Raw genomic sequence first — 16,344 nt, 5'->3', positions numbered from 1 at the left:
GACGTTAGTCGCTTGGGCCGCAAGCCACATACCGCGGGAGCCATATTGCGTATGTGGGCGCGGGTATGCGACCTAGGGGGAAACCCTGGAGAGAGCGAGCAATTCCCGGGCCATGGGCGCAGCTCGCCCCCTGCGCCGTATCAGGTCGGCTCGGGCACCGCCGCCGCTGTCGCCTTCGGCTGTGCGTACCGCCACGCGATCAGCGTGCCGATGCCCAGGAAGACCGCGGCGATGAAGAAGGGCGCGCCCGGCAGGTGCACCGGCGCGTCTTCGCCGATGAAATAGCCGAAGCTGCTGGCGAACATCGCGGGCCCGACGATGCCGGCCACTGACACCAGACTTGTCAGCGCGCCCTGGATGCGGCCTTGCTCGGCGGCGCCGACCTGCCGGGTGACCAGCGCCTGCGCCGCCGGCCCGGCGAACGCCAGCAAGGTGCCGAATGGCAGCGCGGCCAGAAGGACCCAGCCGGCATCGGCCAAGCCGTAGACGACGAAGCCGAGCACGCCGAAACCCATGCCAAACAGCAAGGCGCGGCGCTCGCCGAAGCGCTTCACGCCCGGCCCGATCAGCAGCGCATTGACCAGCACGCTGAGCACGCCCACCGCGCCGAGCACCCAGCCCACGGCGTCTTCCTTCCAGTGATACCGGTAGTCGGCGAACAGCACGAACACGCTGGGATAGACGTACTGGGCCAGGTTCACGAGGAAGATCACCGCCGCCAGCCCGAACACCTGCGGATAGCGCCTGAGCAGCACCAGCGAGCCGACCGGGTTGGCATGCGACCAGTCGAACTTGCGGCTGCGCCGCTCGGGCGGCAGCGATTCGGGCAACACGAACCATCCGTAGCAGAAGCTGAGCAGCGTCAAGCCGGCCGCGAACCAGAACGGCAGGCGCGGATCGATGTGGCTCAGCTGCCCGCCGAGCACCGGCCCGAACACCAGGCCCATGCCGAAGGCCGCGCCCACGATGCCGTAGCTGCGGGCGCGCTCCTCCGGCGGCGTCACATCGGCGATGTAGGCATTGGCGATGGTGAAGCTGGCCGAGAACACGCCGGACACCACCCTGCCGACGAACAGCCACGGCAGGCTGTTGGCCAAGGCCATGAACACGAAATCCGCGCCCAGCCCGAGGCATGACAGAAGGATCACCGGCCGCCGCCCGAAGCGGTCGGACAACGCGCCCTGGATCGGCGAGCTCACGAACTGGATCGCCGCGAACGCGGTGCCGAACACCGCGATCCAGTACGCCGCCGTCACCGTGCTGCCGCCGGCCAACCGCTCCACCAGGTGCGGCAGGCCGGGCAGGATCAGGCCGAACGCCATGAAATCGATCAGCACGGTCACGAAGATGAAGGCGAGCGCGGCGCGGCGCACGCGCGGCGCTGGAAGGGTCGAGTTCAATCGCTGCGGCTCATCAGGTATTTGCCCACGCGCGGATGCGCCTCGGCGAGGCCCCCGAGCCGACCGAACAGGCCATCGAAGCAGCCGAGCACCAGCGCGACGGTCTTCTTCAGCCGGTCGCGCTCGAACATCAGCATGGGCAGGATCTGCTTGAGCGTGTAGACGTTGATGAACAGGATCGCGGGGAAGGCGCGCACATGCGCCCGCGAGAGGTCCAGCGCATTGCGCGCGATGTAGTAGCGCCGCGCAGCCGGATAGTTGATGAAATGGATCTTCCAGCCGAACAGCGACCTGGCCTGGATATCGCCGATCTGGTGCCGCAGCACGACGTGCGGATTCAGGTAGAGCGGCACTTCGCGGCCCAGGGCGCGCATGCAGTAGTCGGTGTCCACATGGTCGATCACGTAACGCTCGTCGAAGCGGCCGACCTTGGCCCAGGCGCCGCGCGAAATCAGGGAGCCCGAGGAAATCATGAAGGCGCAGCGCACCAGCGGTTCGGTGAAAAGCTGCCGCAGGTCGAACTGATAGACACGCTTGCCCTGGAGGCCGAACTGCGGGATCAGCGCGTCCAGGTTCGTGTCGTGGACGAGCGGGCCGATCAGGAAGGCCGCGCCCTCCTCGCCCTCGCCTTTCCGCTCCCGGGCCACCATCGCAGCCTGGCACATGGCGTCGAAGTAGCCGGGCGGCAGCTTGGAATCCTGGTCGAGCAGGAAGAAGAGTTCTGCGCCCCGCGCTTCGAGTTCGACGATGCCGCAGTTGAAGGCGCCTGCGATGCCACCGCGGTTGCCGTTGTGCAGCACGGAGACGCCCGCATCGACGAACGCCCGATGCCAGTCGCCCCTTTGCGGCGTGTTGTCGACCACGCAGAGGTGCGGGCACGAGGCGGCCAGCGAATGCAGGTTCGCCACTTGCTCGCCGGTCGGGAAATAGGTGACGACGACGGCACCGAACGGGATGGACATCCTCGGCGTCAGCCGGCCGCCGTGGCCGCCACCAGCGAGCGCGGCCGCATGTCCTGCCAGTTCGCCTCGATGTAGGCGCTGCAGGCGTCGCGGTCGGTCGGCGCCAGCGCCACCTGCCAGCCGGGGGGCACGGCGATGAAGGCGGGCCACAGCGAATGCTGGCCCTCGTCGTTCACCAGCACCTGGAAGCTGGCGTTCTTGTCGTCGAACGGGTTGCTCATCTCGAATTTCCTTGTTGTCTTGTGAGGTTCAGGCTCAAGCCATTTCCGCGGGTGCGGCGGTTTGCAGAAGTGCCTCGAGGGCGCCTGCGATGTCGGTCAGCGCGCGATGGCACGCGAAGTCCTCGCGCAACACCGCCGCGCGCTGGCGATAGATGGAGTTGCCCAGCACCTTGCGCACCGCGTCGCCGACCTGGCGGGCGCTCGGCTGGCCGGTGGCGAGATTGATGCCCGCGCCCGACCAGGCCACGCGCGCGGCGATCTCGGGCTTCTCTTCGGAGGTGCCGGCGACCACCAGCGGCACGCCGAGGCTCAGCGCATGGTTGACCGAGCCGTAGCCGCCGTTAGTGACCATCGCGTGCAGCTTGGGCAGCAGCCGGTCGTAGGGCAGGAACGGCACGACGCGGGCATTGGCGGGCAGGTTCGCGGTCAGGGCGGGCGGCACCGGGCCGCCGGTGGTGGCGATGACGAGGATGTTCTTGTCGCCGGCCAGCGCCTGCAGCGTCGGGCCGATCAGTTGCGACGGGTTCTGGTTGGCCAGCGTGCCCTGCGTGACCAGCACGACCGAGCGGCCGTCGTCCAGTTCGTGCCACCAGTCGGGCGGCGTGAAGTCGCGGCTCGCGGGCGAGAGCAGCGGGCCGACGAAGTGCACCGAGGCCGGCAGGTCGCTGCGCGGGTACTCGAACGACGGCGCCGTGAGCTGCAGGTACAGATCGGGCAGCTTCACCATCGCATCGACGAAGAAATCGGGCAGCGCGGGCAGGCCCGAGCGCGCGAGCAGCGTGTCGAAGTAGCGCTGCACCTCGCCGAACATCGCCTGCTTGAGGTTGGCGTTCATCGCCTTGTTGCGCACCCGCCCTTCCGGCGTGGAAGACGGCGGCAGCGCGGTGCCGAAGAAGGCGGTGTCGCAGCTGGAGAGCGGCAGCGCCGAGATGCCGATGCCGACGATGGCCGGGCGGTCTTCACGCTCCTTGCCCAGCAGCAGCGGGAAGGTGCCGCAGAACATCGTGTCGACCAGGATGGCGTCGGCTTCGAAGTCTTCCAGTATCGAACGCAGGCCCGCGTGCTGCGCGGCCATGGCGTCGGCGAAGAAGTGCTTCAGGCCGAAGCACATCTGCGCATGCGCGGACGTGATGCGCTGGCGCTCGGGAAAGCGCTTGTCGAGGTCGCGGTAGTCGAAGTCGATCGCGCGCTCGAAGGGCGTGAAGCTCGCGCCGGTCGCCTCAGACTGCGCCTTGAACTGGCTCGCGGTGTGCACCCGCACCTCGTGCCCCTGCTTCACCAGATGCTGCGCGATGGCCAGCATCGGCAGGACATGGCCCGGCAAGGCGGTTGCTGCGATCAGATAGCGTGCCATTCGGTTTGCTCCTATGAAGTGGTGATTTCCAGGACACGGCGCGCCTTGGTGGCTATGCCCAGATCGACGAAGTAGCGCTGCAGCAGGTCGCGGTCCACCGGGCGGATCGGCGCGCCGATGGCTTCGAGCTGCGCATGCGTGGCCGCGCCGCTCACCTGCGGCGGCGTGGCCGTGGTGTCGTACCGGTCGAGGATGGCGAGCACGGCGGCCAGGTCGCGGTCTTGCGCGACGGCGAGCCTTTCATGCGCGCGCTGCAGCCAGGGCTCCAGTCCGACCGGCTCCAGCCGCATGCCCATGCGCTCGAAGACGTGCGGAATGTCGCGCACCCGCAGCGCCGCCTGGCTCATCAGGTGGAACACCTGGCCCCATGAGGCCTGCTGCCCCGCGAGGCCGAGGATGGCGCGCGCCACGTCGTCCACCGGCGTGAGGTTCAGCGGCAGGTCCATGTCGGGAATCGCTTCCAGGTCGGCATAGAGATGCGCCACGCGCCAGATCAGGTCGTCGGCATTGCAGATCGCGTGCGTGTGGTCGCCTGTGACCGCGCCGAGCCGGTAGATCGCGACCGGCATGCCGCGAGCCTGCGCCTCGCGGGCCAGCGCATCGCCGACCCACTTGCTCTGGCTGTAGCCGTCGACCAGCCCGCTCCACGAGGCCAGCGCCGATTGCTCGGTGATGGTGTCTTCCTTGTTGTTCTGGTCGATCACCGCGAGCGTGGAGACGTAATGCATGCTCTTCGCGCGGCCTTGCGCCGTCCATTCGAGCAGCGTGACCACGCTGTCGACGTTCGCGGGCTTGAGGCTCGCATAGGGGTGCAAAAAGTCGACCTGTGCAGCGCAGTGGTAGATGGCATCGCAACCGTCGCGCACCAGTTGCACGGCGGCGTCATCGAGGCCCAGGCGCGGCTTGCCGAGGTCGCCGGTCACGACCTTGATGCGCGCGTCGTCCCAGATCGCACTCAGCTGCCGCTGGGCGAGCGTGCGCTTGAGGCGCTGCTCGCCGGCCTGCTCGTCGGGCGCGCGCACGTGGCAGACCACGCAGGCGGTGGTGTCGCGCAGCAGCGCAGCCAGCAGATGGCTGCCGACGAAGCCGGTCGCGCCGGTGAGGAACACGCGCCGCGGTGCGAGCTTCGGCGCCGTGGCCTGCGGGCGGATATGCGCGGGCAGGTCGAGTTCGCGCGACAGGTCCAGCGCCTCGGCCGTGCCGCCGGCGTTGTCGAGCCAGGCGGCCAGGTCGGCGATCGTCGGGCGGTTGTAGACCTCGGCATGCGGGAAGTCCGCGCGCACCTGCTGGCGGATGCGCATGCCCAGCTGGATGGCCATGAGCGAATGCCCGCCGATCTCGAAGAAGTTGTCGTGGATGCCGACGCGCTCCAGGTGCAGCGTCTCGGACCAGAGGCCCGCGAGCAGCTTCTCGGTCGGCGTGCGGGGCTCCACGTATTGCGCAGCGGGCTGCTGGTCGGGCACCGGCAGCGCCTTCTTGTCGAGCTTGCCGCTCTGCGTGAGCGGCAGCGACGGCAGATGCACGAAGGCCGAGGGCACCATGTAGTCGGGCATGGCCTGCGCCATGTGGGCGCGCAGCTCGGTCGGCTGAGGGTCGGAAGCCGCGACGAAGTAGGCGACGAGACGCTTCTCGCCGGGTGTGTCCTCGCGGGCGATCACGGCCGCCTGCGTGATCAACGGGTGCTTGAGCAGCACCGATTCGATCTCGCCCGGCTCGATGCGGAAGCCGCGGATCTTCACCTGCTGGTCAGCGCGCCCAAGGAAATCGAGCGTGCCGTCGGCGCGCCAGCGCGCGAGGTCGCCGCTGCGGTACATGCGGCTGCCGGGCGCGCCGTGCGGGTCGGCGATGAAGCGCTCGGCGCTCAATGCCGGCCGGTTGAGATAACCGCGCGCCACACCACTGCCGGCGATATAGAGCTCGCCCGCGACGCCCGGCGGCACCGGCTGCAGGGCGCTGTCGAGCACATACATCCGCGTGTTCCAGATCGGCTGGCCGATGGAGGGGAGTTCCTCAGCCGTCATCGGCGCGCTCATGCTTGCGCAGATGGTGATCTCGGTCGGGCCGTAGGCGTTGATCATGCGGCGGCTTTGCGACCACTTCGCCGCCAACGCGGCAGTGCAGGCATCGCCGCCGACCACCAGCGTCTGCAGGTGCGGGAACTCGCCATGCGGCAACGTTGCAAGCGCGGCAGGCGGAATCAGCGCGTGGCTCACCGCCTGCTTCTCGAGCAGGTCGGCCAGGTCGGTGCCGAGCAGTTGCTCCGGCCCCGGCACCACCAGCGCGGCGCCGGCGCAAAAGGCCATCAACTGGTCCATCACGGAAGCGTCGAAACCGCTGGAGGAGAACTGCAGCACGCGCGAGTCGTGGTCGATGACAAGTCGCTCCGCCATCGCCGTGCCCAGGCTGCTCAGGCCCGCATGCGGCACCACCACGCCCTTGGGCACGCCGGTGGAGCCGGAGGTGTAGATGACGTAGGCGGCATCCTGGGCGTGGGACGTTTGGGCGAACGGAGCGTCCGACTGGATCGCCAGCGCGGCGACCATGCTGTCGCTGTCGAGCGCGATGCAGTGGGGGATGCCGGCCAGCTCGGGCAGCAGCGCATCGTGGGTCAGCACCGCTGCAGGCGCAGCCTCCTCGAACACGAAGGCGCTGCGCGCCGCCATGTGGTTCGGATCGATGGGCAAGTAGGCCGCACCGGCCTTCACGATGGCCAGGTGCGCCACGATGAGGTCGAGCGAACGCGGCAGCACTGTCGCAACGATGGCGCCAGCGCCGATGCCCTGTGCGCGCAGCAGGTGCGAGAGCCGGTTGGCGCGTGCATCGAGTTCGGCATAGCTCACGGTCGCGTCGTCGAGCACCACCGCGTCTGCATGCGGGCGCTCCGCGGCGTGCGCCGCCACCATGGCAGCGAACGAGAGCGGCGCGAGATCGCGCGTGCGGCCGCTCCAGTCGGACAGCAGGCGGTCGGTTTCTTCGGCGCTCAGGATGGCGAGGCCGCTCACCGCATCGTCGGGCGCTTCGCAGGCCTCTTCGAGCAAACGCACCAGCCGCGCGCCCATGGCCTCGACGGTGCTGCGCTCGAACAGGTCGGTGCTGTACTGAATGCCGCCGGCGATGCCGCCCGGCAAGCCATCGGCACCGCGCTGCTCGCCGAGGATGAACGACAGGTCGAACTTCGCGGTGTCGATGGCCACCGGCTGCGGCGTGATCGACAGGCCCGGCAGGCTGAACGACAGGCGGCTGGTGTTCTGGAAGCCCAGCATCACCTGGAACAGCGGCAGGTTGGCGCGCGAACGGCCCGGGCGCAGCAGCTCCACGAGGCGGTCGTACGGAAACTCCTGGTTCGCATAGGCCGCGAGGTTGGTGGCGCGCACGCGCGAGACCAGCTCGCGCAGGCTCGGCTGGCCCGAGGTGTCGGTGCGCAGCACCAGGGTGTTGACGAAGCAGCCGATGAGCTCGTCCAGCGCGTGGTCGCTGCGACCTGCAACCGGGCTGCCGATGACGATGTCGTCGCCCGCGCCGAGCCGGCTCAGGAGGCCCGCGAGTGCGGCCTGCAGCACCATGAAGACGCTGGCCTGGCTGTCACGCGCCAGTTGCAGGATGCGTTCGTGCACGTGGGCCGGAATCTGCAGCGGAACCACGTCGCCGCGGTAGGTGGGCACGAGCGGGCGGGCGTGGTCGACGGGCAAGGCCAATTGCTCGGGCAGGTCGCTCAACGAGGAACGCCAGAACTCGCGCTGGCGGCCGGCCATGCTGTCGGCATCGTCTTCGCTGCCCAGCAGCTCCTGCTGCCACAGCGCGTAGTCGGCGTATTGCAGCGGCAGCGGCTCCCAGCCTGGCGCCTTGCCTTCGCAGCGCGCGGCGTAGGCCACGCTGAGGTCGCGCGCCAGCGGCAGCAGCGAGGCGCCGTCGCCGGCGATGTGGTGCGTGAGCAGCAGCAGCACGTGCTCGTCGGCCGCGAGCTTGAACAGGTAGACGCGCAGCGGCGCTGCGTTGCCGAGGTCGAAGGCGTGGCCCGCTGCGGCATGAAGCTGCGCCGCGATTTCTTCTTCGCTGCTGTCGGCTTCGATCACCGCCGGGCAGGCATTCGCGCCGTCGAGGATGTGCTGGTACGGCAGCCCGTCTTCGTTCGGATAGACCGTGCGCAGGCTCTCGTGCCGTTGCACCAGATCGTCGAGCGCCGCATGCAGCGCGGCGCGATCGAGCACGCCCGACAGGCGCAGCGCGAGCGGCATGTTGTAGGCCGGGTTCGCGCCTTCGAGCTGGTTCATCAGCCACAGGCGCCGCTGCGCGAAGGACAGCGGAATGCGCGCGGGGCGCGGCATCGGCACGAGGCTGGGGCGTGCGACCGATTCCTGGTCGAGCAGTTCGGCGAGACCGGCGATGGTGGAGACCTGGAACAGCGTGTCGACCGGCAGGTCGATCATGAACTGCTGCCGGATCATCGACATGAGCTGCACGATCATCAGCGAGTGGCCGCCGAGCTCGAAGAAGTTGTCGTTGACGCCGACGCGCGGCAGGTGCAGCGTCTCGGCCCAGAGACCGGCGAGGATCCTTTCGGTCGGCGTGCGCGGTGCGGCGTACGGCGTGGCGGCCTGCACTTCGGGTGGCGGCAGCGCCTTGCGGTCGAGCTTGCCGCTCGGGCCCAGCGGCAGCGACGGGAGACTGACGAAGGCCGACGGGACCATGTACTCGGGCAGCGATTGCGCGAGGTGCGTGCGCAGTTCGGCCGATTGCGGATCGGCAGCGTCCGTCGCAACGACGTAGGCCACGAGACGCTTTTCGCCCGGTACGTCTTCGCGCGCCACCACGGCGGCCTGCGCGACTTGCGGATGCTGCAGCAGCGCCGACTCGATCTCGCCCGGCTCGATGCGCAGGCCGCGGATCTTCACCTGCTGGTCGGCGCGGCCCAGGAAGTCGAGGCTGCCGTCCTTGCGCCAGCGTGCGAGGTCGCCGGTGCGGTACATGCGGCTGCCGGGTGCGCCGTAGGGGTTGGCGATGAAACGCTCGGCGCTCAACAACGGGCGCTTGTGGTAGCCGCGTGCGAGGCCGACGCCCGCGATGTACAGCTCGCCGGTCACGCCGGCCGGCACGGGCTGCATGCCGCTGTCGAGCACGTGCATCTGCGTGTTCCAGATCGGGCGGCCGATGGGAACGCTCGAGGCTTCTGCGTCGTCCGTGCGCTCGCACTCCCACGAGGTGACGTCGACCGCGGCCTCGGTCGGACCGTAGAGGTTGTGCAGTTCGCACGAGAGGCGCTGCTGGAACTGCGATTGCAACGCGTGCGACAGGGCCTCGCCGCTGCAGATCACGCGGCGCAGCGTGGTGCATGCGCCAGCCGTGGGCTCGAGCAGGAAGACCTCGAGCATCGATGGCACGAAGTGGACCGTGGTGATGCCCTCTTCCGCGATCAGGCTCGCGAGGTACGCCGCATCCTTGTGGCCGCCCGGTTTTGCGAGCACCAGCGTGGCACCGTCGATGAGCGGCCAGAAGAATTCCCACACCGACACGTCGAAGCTCGACGGCGTCTTCTGCAGCACGCGGTCGTCGGCCTGGAGGCCGTAGCGGTCCTGCATCCAGCGCAGGCGATTGACGATGGCACGGTGCGACACGACCGCGCCCTTGGGCGTACCGGTCGAGCCCGAGGTGTAGATCACGTAGGCCGGATGCGAAGGGTCGATCGCGATGCAGGGATCGGTGTCGTCGCAACTCGCCAGATCCGCAATCGTTTGCGCTACATCGAGCAGCAATGCAGGGGCGGCTGCCGGCAGCGACTCCGCGAGTGCTTCGGTGGTGACAAGGCACACCGGCTGCGCATCGCCGAGCATGAAGGCGATGCGGTCCTGCGGGAAGTCCGGGTCGACCGGCAGGTAGGCCGCGCCGGTCTTCAGCGTGGCAAGCAAGGCGACCATCAGGTCCATCGAACGCGGGATCGCGAGCGCCACGGTGCGCTCCGGGCCTGCGCCGCGTGCGCGCAGGAGGTGCGCGAGACGGTTGGCGCGGCGGTTGAGTTCGTCGTTGCGCATCGCTTCGCCATCGAAACGCAAGGCGATGGCCTGCGGATTGGCTGCGAGTTGCGTTTCGATCAGCGCGGTGAGATGGGTGTCGGGCACCGCATGCGCCGTGTCGTTCCACGTCACCAGCAGTTGCTCGCGCTCTTCGGCGCCGAGCAGGTCGATCTGGCCGATGGCCTGCGAGGGCAGCCGGATCACGGCATCGAGGAAGGCGAGCACCCGGCGCTGGTGATCGGCCAGTTCCTCTGCCGTGTGCACCGCGGGGTTGGCGTCGAAGTCGATCTGCAGGTCCTGTCCGTTGCCGCGCTCGTACAGGAAGATGCCGAGGTCCTCGGCCGTGCCGTTCGAGAGGTTGCGCGGTTTGGCGGCGTGGCCGGCAAAACGGAAGTCGTAGTCGAAGGGCTCGACGTTGACCACGGTGGTGAAGAGCTGCCGGTTGTTCACCAGCATGTTGAGGTCGCTGCGCAGGTGCTCGTAGCGATACGACTGGTGCCGCAGGATCTGCCGCATCTGCCGGCCCACTTCGCGGATGAGTTCCGGAATCGGCAGGTCCGCGCGCATCGCAAGGCGCAGCGGCAGCGCATTGGCCACCATCGCCGGCACGCGGCGCATGCGGTCGTTGTGGCGCGCGGTAACGGGGATGCCGATCACCATGTCCTCGATGCCGGTCGCGCGGTACAGGTAGGCCGCGGTGGTGGCGATGAGGATCTGCGGCAGCGTGGTGCCGATCTCCTGCGCGATGGCCTGCAGGGCCTGCACGCTGGCCGCGGGCAGGTGCACCGTCTGGCGCAGCAAGCCGCCGACGTTGACCGAGCGATGCGAGGCCAGGCTCAGCGGATCGGGCGCATCGCCGAAGCGCTCGGTCCAGTACTGGCGGTCGCGCGGAAAGCGGCCGGACCCGCGGTAGGCGTGGTCTTCCTCGGCCAGTTGCGCGATGGGTGCGAGGCGCGATTCTTCGGGCACCGCGGCGCTGCCGGTGGCCATGGCGGTGTAGACATCCGCGAAGCGGCGCGCAATCAGGCCGCCGCCGAAACCGTCGAGCACGATGTGATGGCTGCGGTGGTACCAGATGTGCCGATCGGGCGCGAGGCGGATCAGCGCCGAGAGCCACAGCTGCCCGTGCGCGAGGTCGATGTTGCGGGCGTAGTCGGCGCGCATCCAGCGCTCGGCTTCGGCGTGCGGGTCGCTTTCGGCGCTCAAGTCGAGGTACGGAATCTCGCCGGTGAAGACGGGTGCGACGACCTGGCGCGGCCCCTGCTCGGTATCGACAAAACTCAGGCGTGTGGCTTCGGCTTCATCGGCCACCTGCCGCATGGCGGCGAGGAAAGTGGCGGGGTCGATCGGGCCGGCGATGTCGATGGCTTCGGCGAGGTTGAAATTGGTGTCGGGCGACGCGAACTTTGCGCCGAGCCACATCGCCATTTGTCCCGAAGTAAGGGGGGCGGTGCGGCCCAGATGATCGATGGTACTCATGCACTTCTCCAGGGTCTTGAATGAAATCGGCAACGATGCATGTGCGCCTGAAATGGACGCGTGGCTCACCCGCCGGTCAAGGAAAACGCTGGTGGTCCGCGGCAGCAGTTCGCTCACATCGCCAGACCAATGTACAAGTGGTTGCAATCATTTCAACGACGCTTTTTGGCGCGAAGATATTTCACGATCGCCTTTGAGCGCGAAAGATTTCATCCTGAAGTGGCGACCTGAATCGCGGTTTCCGGAATCGAAGGCTTTCATCGTATTTCGCGCGCCATTCGCCCCCGAATGATGTTGCGACGCAGCAACTTGGTATGAAGCTTGTAGGGGATTTTGGCGGCGTGATAAACGCGCGCACCCGACAACACATCGGACAAAAAAATACGCGCTCCACGGCGCGTACTTTGGTTGTCGAAAGACGTTTTTCCGCAGCGCCTCAGCGCACCAGGTCCCACCCCATCATCAACGCGGCCAGGCCCATCAGCGCGGTGCCGCCCCAGCCCAGCCAGCGCATGCGGCGCCCCGAAGTGAAGGCGCCCATCACCTTCTCGCGCGTCACCAGGACCATCATGGCCGCCATGATCGGCACGGCCACCACGCCGTTGATCACGGCGCTCCAGTAGAGCGCCTTCATCGGATCGATCGGGGTGAAGTCCAGTGCGGTGCCGACCAGCGTGGCGACCGCGATGATGGCGTAGAACTCCTTGGCCTCGCGCCAGTGGCGCTCCAGCCCCTCTTCCCATCCGAAGGCCTCGGCCACCGCATAGGCCGCCGACGAGGCGAGCACCGGAACGGCGAGCAAGCCAGTCGCGATGATGCCGCCTGCGAAGAGCCAGAACGCGAAGTCCCCGGCCAGCGGCCGCAGCGCCTCGGCCGCCTGCGCCGCCGAGGTCACGTCGTGCACGCCGGCCGCGAACAGCACCGAGGCCCCGACGACCATCACGAAGAAGGCGATGAGGTTGGAGAAGCTCATGCCCACCCAGGTGTCCAGGCGCACGCGCCGCAGGTCGCGGCGCACTTCATGGTCGGTGCCGCGCTGTCCGCCCTTCAGGCGCAGCTCCTCGACCTCCTGCGAGGCCTGCCAGAAGAACAGGTAGGGCGAGATGGTGGTGCCCAGCAGCGCGACGATCATCATCCAGTAGTCACCGCGCCATTGCAGCCGGGGCACGACCAGGTCATGCAGCACCCTTGCCCATTCCACCTGCACCACGAACACCGCCGCCACGTACGCGAACAGCGTGAGCGTCAGCCACTTGAGGATGTGCGCGAGCTTGCGGTACGGCACGAACACCTGCAGCAGCACCGTGACCACGCCGAACAGCAGCGAATGGATGTGCGCGCCGCCGCCCACCACGAGGTTCAATGCCTCGCCCATGGCGGAGATGTCGGCCGCGATGTTGATGGTGTTGGCCACCACCAGCAGCACCACCAGCACGAAGAGAAAACTGCGCGGCATGTGCTCGCGCAGGTTGGCCGCCACGCCTTTGCCGGTGACGCGGCCGATGCGCGCCGACACCAGCTGGATGGCCACCATGAAGGGCAGCGAGAGAAACACGGTCCAGAGCAGGCCGGTGCCGAACTGCGCCCCCGCCTGCGTGTACGTGGCGATGCCCGACGGATCGTCGTCCGCCGCGCCGGTGACGACACCGGGGCCCACGTGGCGCAGGAAAGAGGGAATGCGTTTCTTCATGACGGGCGCGATGCTCGCATGCCGAGCCTGACCACGGCATGAACGGACGGAACTTCTTTCATGGCCGTTCGGAAAAAAGTGCGGTGATCACCTGCCGCAGCCACCGATTGGCCGGATCGGCCTCGAAGCGCTTGCTCCAGTGCAGCGACACGCTGAAGTCGCGCAGCGGAAACGGCGGCTCGACGATGGCGTAGCCGCCCTCCTCCGCGAAGCCGCGCGCGATGTTGCGCGGCATCACCACCGCGAGATCGGTGGCGCGCACGATGGCCGGCAGCACCATGAAATGCTCGGTCGTCAGGCGCAGGCGGTCTTCGAGGTTCAGCAGCTGGAGGATGCGCAGCGTGTCGGCGTGCGTGCGCACCGCCACGTAGTCGAGCTCCTGCAGCGCCTCGAGCAGCGCCTGCCCGCTGCGTCGGCGCTTGACGAAGGGATGGCCCTTGCGCAGCAGCACGATGTAGCGGTCTTTCAGCAGCTGGGTGCGCTGGGTGTCCTTCACCCGGGGCAGGAAGCCGAAGGCGAAGTCGACCTTGCCGCTGTCCAGCGCGGTGGCGATGTCGCCGGTGGCCAGCGGCATGGTCTCCACGCGCACGCCCGGCGCCAGCTCGCGCAGCCGCGCCATCAGCGGCGGCAGGAAGCGGCCCTCCCCGATGTCGCTCATGTGGATGCGAAACAGCTTGCGCGAGGCCGCCGGCTCGAAGCGCTCGGGCTCGCTCAGCGCCTGCTGCAGCGTGTCCAGCGCCGACTGCACCGACACCGCCAGCCGCTCCGCGCGCGGCGTGGGCGCCACACCGCCGGGGCTGCGCGTGAAGAGCGCGTCGCCCAGCAGCAGCCGCAGCCGCGTGAGGCCGTGGCTGGCCGCCGGCTGGGTGAGGCCCAGCGCCTCCGCCGCGCGGCTCACGTTGCGGGCGCGATAGACCGCATCGAACAACCGCAGCAGGTTGAGGTCGATCGCATCGATATGCACTGATTTCATATTGGATAGCCGAATTATTTTATTGAAGTATGGCCCCCGCGTGACCACACTCCCCTGTCCGTGCTCCTTCGAGCCCCACAACAACGACGAGACACGATGGAAGTTTCATTCAGCAAGGAAGTGGAAATGCTGCGCCTGGGCAGTGGCGCCACCTTCCACGGCGAGGGCATCCTCGCCATCACCAAGGGCCTCTTGCAGTCCGGCGTGGCCTACGTGGGCGGCTACCAGGGCGCGCCCGTGTCGCACCTGCTCGACGTGATGGTCCAGGGCAAGGCCTACATGGATGAGCTCGGCGTGCACGTTGAGGCGTGTTCCAACGAAGCCTCGGCCGCGGCGATGCTCGGCGCCTCCATCCACTATCCGCTGCGCGGCGCGGTGACTTGGAAGTCCATCGTCGGCACCAACGTGGCGGCCGATGCGCTGTCGAACCTCTCCTCGCCGGGCGTGACCGGCGGCGTGCTGGTGGTGGTGGGCGAGGACTACGGCGAAGGCGCCAGCGTGATCCAGGAGCGCACCCATGCCTATGCGCTCAAGTCGAGCATGTGCCTGCTCGATCCGCGGCCCGACCTCGGCGTGATGGTGCGGATGGTCGAAGAAGGCTTTCGCCTGTCCGAGACCTCGAACATGCCCTGCCTGATGGAACTGCGCATCCGCACCTGCCATGTGCGCGGCAGCTTCGAGTGCAAGGACAACATCTCGCCTGCGGTGTCGACCCGCGCGCTGATGACCGAGCCCGCGGGTTTCGACTACATGCGGCTTGCGCACCCGCCCGTCACCTTCCGCCACGAAAAGCTCAAGGGCGACGAACGCATTCCGGCGGCGCGGCGCTACATCGTGGCGAACGGCCTCAACGAACTGATACCGGGTGGGCGCCACGCCGACCTCGGCATCGTCGTGCAGGGCGGGCTCTACAACGCGCTGATCCGAAGCCTGCAGCAGCAAGGGCTGGCGGATGCATTCGGCGAGACCGACATCCCGATCCTCGTGCTCAACGTGACTTACCCGCTGGTGCCCGAGCAGGTGGCCGACTTCTGCGTGGGCAAGCGCGCGGTGCTGGTGGTGGAAGAAGGCCAGCCCGAATACATCGAGCAGGACATTGCCACGCTCCTGCGCCGGCGCGACATCCAGACGCCGCTGCACGGCAAGGACATGCTGCCCGCGGCGGGCGAGTACGGCGTCGAGGTGCTGTCCGGCGGCATCGGCGTCTTCGCCGCGAAGTACATCGAGGCGAGCGAAGCCTCGTCGTCCGCACAGGCGTGGCTGGCGGGCAATCGCGAGCGCCGCGAGGCTGTCGCGCGACAGCTCTCCACGCCGCTGCCCAACCGCCCGCCAAGCTTTTGCATCGGCTGCCCCGAACGCCCGGTGTTCTCCGCCCTCAAGCTCGCGCAGCAGGAGACCGGCCCGGTGCACATTGCGGCAGACATCGGCTGCCATGCCTTCGGCACCTTCGAGCCCTTCTCGATGGGCCACTCGATCCTCGGCTACGGCATGAGCCTCGCGAGCCGCGCGGGCGTCGCGCCGATGATGAACCGCCGCACGCTCTCGATCATGGGCGACGGCGGCTTCTGGCACAACGGCCTGCTCACCGGCGTGCAGAGCGCGCTCTTCAACGACGACGACGCGGTGCTGCTGATCTTCAAGAACGGCTACACCTCGGCCACCGGCACGCAAGACATCATCTCCACGCCCGACGACGAGACGAAGGAGCGCGCCGTCGACAAGCAGCAGAGCCTGGTCGACAAGAACCAGACCATCGAAGCCACGCTCACCGGGCTGGGCGTGAAGTGGATGCGCACGGTGACAACCTACGACGTGGAGCGCATGCGCAAGACGCTGACCGAGGCGCTCACCAGCGACTTCAACGGCCTGAAGGTGGTGATCGCCGAGGGCGAGTGCCAGCTCGAGCGGCAGCGGCGCATCAAGCCATGGATCGCGGGCCTTCTGAAAAAGGGCGAGCGCGTGGTGCGCGTGAAGTACGGCGTCGATGAGGACGTGTGCAACGGCGATCACGCCTGCATCCGCCTCTCGGGCTGCCCCACGCTCACGCTCAAGGACAACCCCGATCCGCTCAAGGTGGACCCCGTGGCGACCGTGATCGACGGCTGCGTGGGCTGCGGCCTGTGCGGCGAGAACGCGCATGCGGCCACGCTGTGCCCGAGCTTCTACCGGGCCGAGGTGGTGCAGAACCCGAAGTGGCATGAGCGCCTGCTGCACGGCCTGCGCGGCGCCGTCGTTCGCGCACTGCAACCTGCATGAG

General features: G+C 68.1%; 8 protein-coding genes. 1 reads left to right on the top strand and 7 read right to left on the bottom strand.

What is annotated here, in order from left to right:
- Positions 1-140: 140 nt before the first annotated feature.
- The 7 genes from M2282_RS10070 to M2282_RS10040 all read right to left on the bottom strand — a co-directional run bounded on the left by M2282_RS10070 (position 141) and on the right by M2282_RS10040 (position 14,087).
- On the bottom strand, positions 141-1,400 hold the full coding sequence (locus M2282_RS10070) for a TCR/Tet family MFS transporter (RefSeq protein WP_280808632.1): 1,260 nt from the start codon (positions 1,398-1,400) through the stop codon (positions 141-143).
- Positions 1,397-2,362: a glycosyltransferase family 2 protein gene (locus tag M2282_RS10065; protein WP_280808631.1), complete on the bottom strand. Its 966-nt coding sequence runs from the start codon at positions 2,360-2,362 to the stop codon at positions 1,397-1,399. Before M2282_RS10065 ends, M2282_RS10070 begins: the two co-directional genes overlap by 4 nt.
- Before the next feature lie 8 nt (positions 2,363-2,370).
- On the bottom strand, positions 2,371-2,583 hold the full coding sequence (locus M2282_RS10060; RefSeq protein ID WP_280808630.1) for an MbtH family protein: 213 nt from the start codon (positions 2,581-2,583) through the stop codon (positions 2,371-2,373).
- Between the two features lie 34 nt (positions 2,584-2,617).
- On the bottom strand, positions 2,618-3,937 hold the full coding sequence (locus M2282_RS10055; protein ID WP_280808629.1) for a glycosyltransferase: 1,320 nt from the start codon (positions 3,935-3,937) through the stop codon (positions 2,618-2,620).
- Positions 3,938-3,948: 11 nt separating this feature from the next.
- The gene (locus M2282_RS10050; protein ID WP_280808628.1) at positions 3,949-11,424 is read right to left on the bottom strand and encodes a non-ribosomal peptide synthetase; all 7,476 of its coding nucleotides are present in this window, start codon (positions 11,422-11,424) and stop codon (positions 3,949-3,951) included.
- Between the two features lie 436 nt (positions 11,425-11,860).
- On the bottom strand, positions 11,861-13,114 hold the full coding sequence (locus M2282_RS10045; RefSeq protein WP_280808627.1) for an Nramp family divalent metal transporter: 1,254 nt from the start codon (positions 13,112-13,114) through the stop codon (positions 11,861-11,863).
- A gap of 58 nt (positions 13,115-13,172) precedes the next feature.
- A complete protein-coding gene (locus M2282_RS10040; RefSeq protein WP_280808626.1) occupies positions 13,173-14,087 on the bottom strand; it encodes a LysR family transcriptional regulator in 915 nt (304 codons plus the stop codon).
- Positions 14,088-14,183: 96 nt separating this feature from the next.
- Between M2282_RS10040 and M2282_RS10035 the strand changes: the two genes are divergently transcribed.
- Positions 14,184-16,343, top strand: coding sequence for an indolepyruvate ferredoxin oxidoreductase subunit alpha (locus M2282_RS10035; RefSeq protein ID WP_280808625.1), 2,160 nt, complete (start codon positions 14,184-14,186; stop codon positions 16,341-16,343).
- Position 16,344 lies beyond the last annotated feature (1 nt).

The sequence above is a fragment of the Variovorax boronicumulans genome (assembly GCF_029892485.1).
Taxonomy (GTDB): Bacteria; Pseudomonadota; Gammaproteobacteria; order Burkholderiales; family Burkholderiaceae_C; genus Variovorax; species Variovorax boronicumulans_B.
Note: the sequence above shows the minus strand (reverse complement) of the source record. Positions and strands in the feature narration are given on the sequence as shown.

Coding starts and splice junctions, on each gene's coding strand:
- M2282_RS10065 (WP_280808631.1), bottom strand. CDS start 2,362: ATGTCCATCCCGTTCGGTGCCGTCGTCGTCACCTATTTCCCGACCGGC.
- M2282_RS10060 (WP_280808630.1), bottom strand. CDS start 2,583: ATGAGCAACCCGTTCGACGACAAGAACGCCAGCTTCCAGGTGCTGGTG.
- M2282_RS10055 (WP_280808629.1), bottom strand. CDS start 3,937: ATGGCACGCTATCTGATCGCAGCAACCGCCTTGCCGGGCCATGTCCTG.
- M2282_RS10050 (WP_280808628.1), bottom strand. CDS start 11,424: ATGAGTACCATCGATCATCTGGGCCGCACCGCCCCCCTTACTTCGGGA.
- M2282_RS10045 (WP_280808627.1), bottom strand. CDS start 13,114: ATGAAGAAACGCATTCCCTCTTTCCTGCGCCACGTGGGCCCCGGTGTC.
- M2282_RS10040 (WP_280808626.1), bottom strand. CDS start 14,087: ATGAAATCAGTGCATATCGATGCGATCGACCTCAACCTGCTGCGGTTG.
- M2282_RS10035 (WP_280808625.1), top strand. CDS start 14,184: ATGGAAGTTTCATTCAGCAAGGAAGTGGAAATGCTGCGCCTGGGCAGT.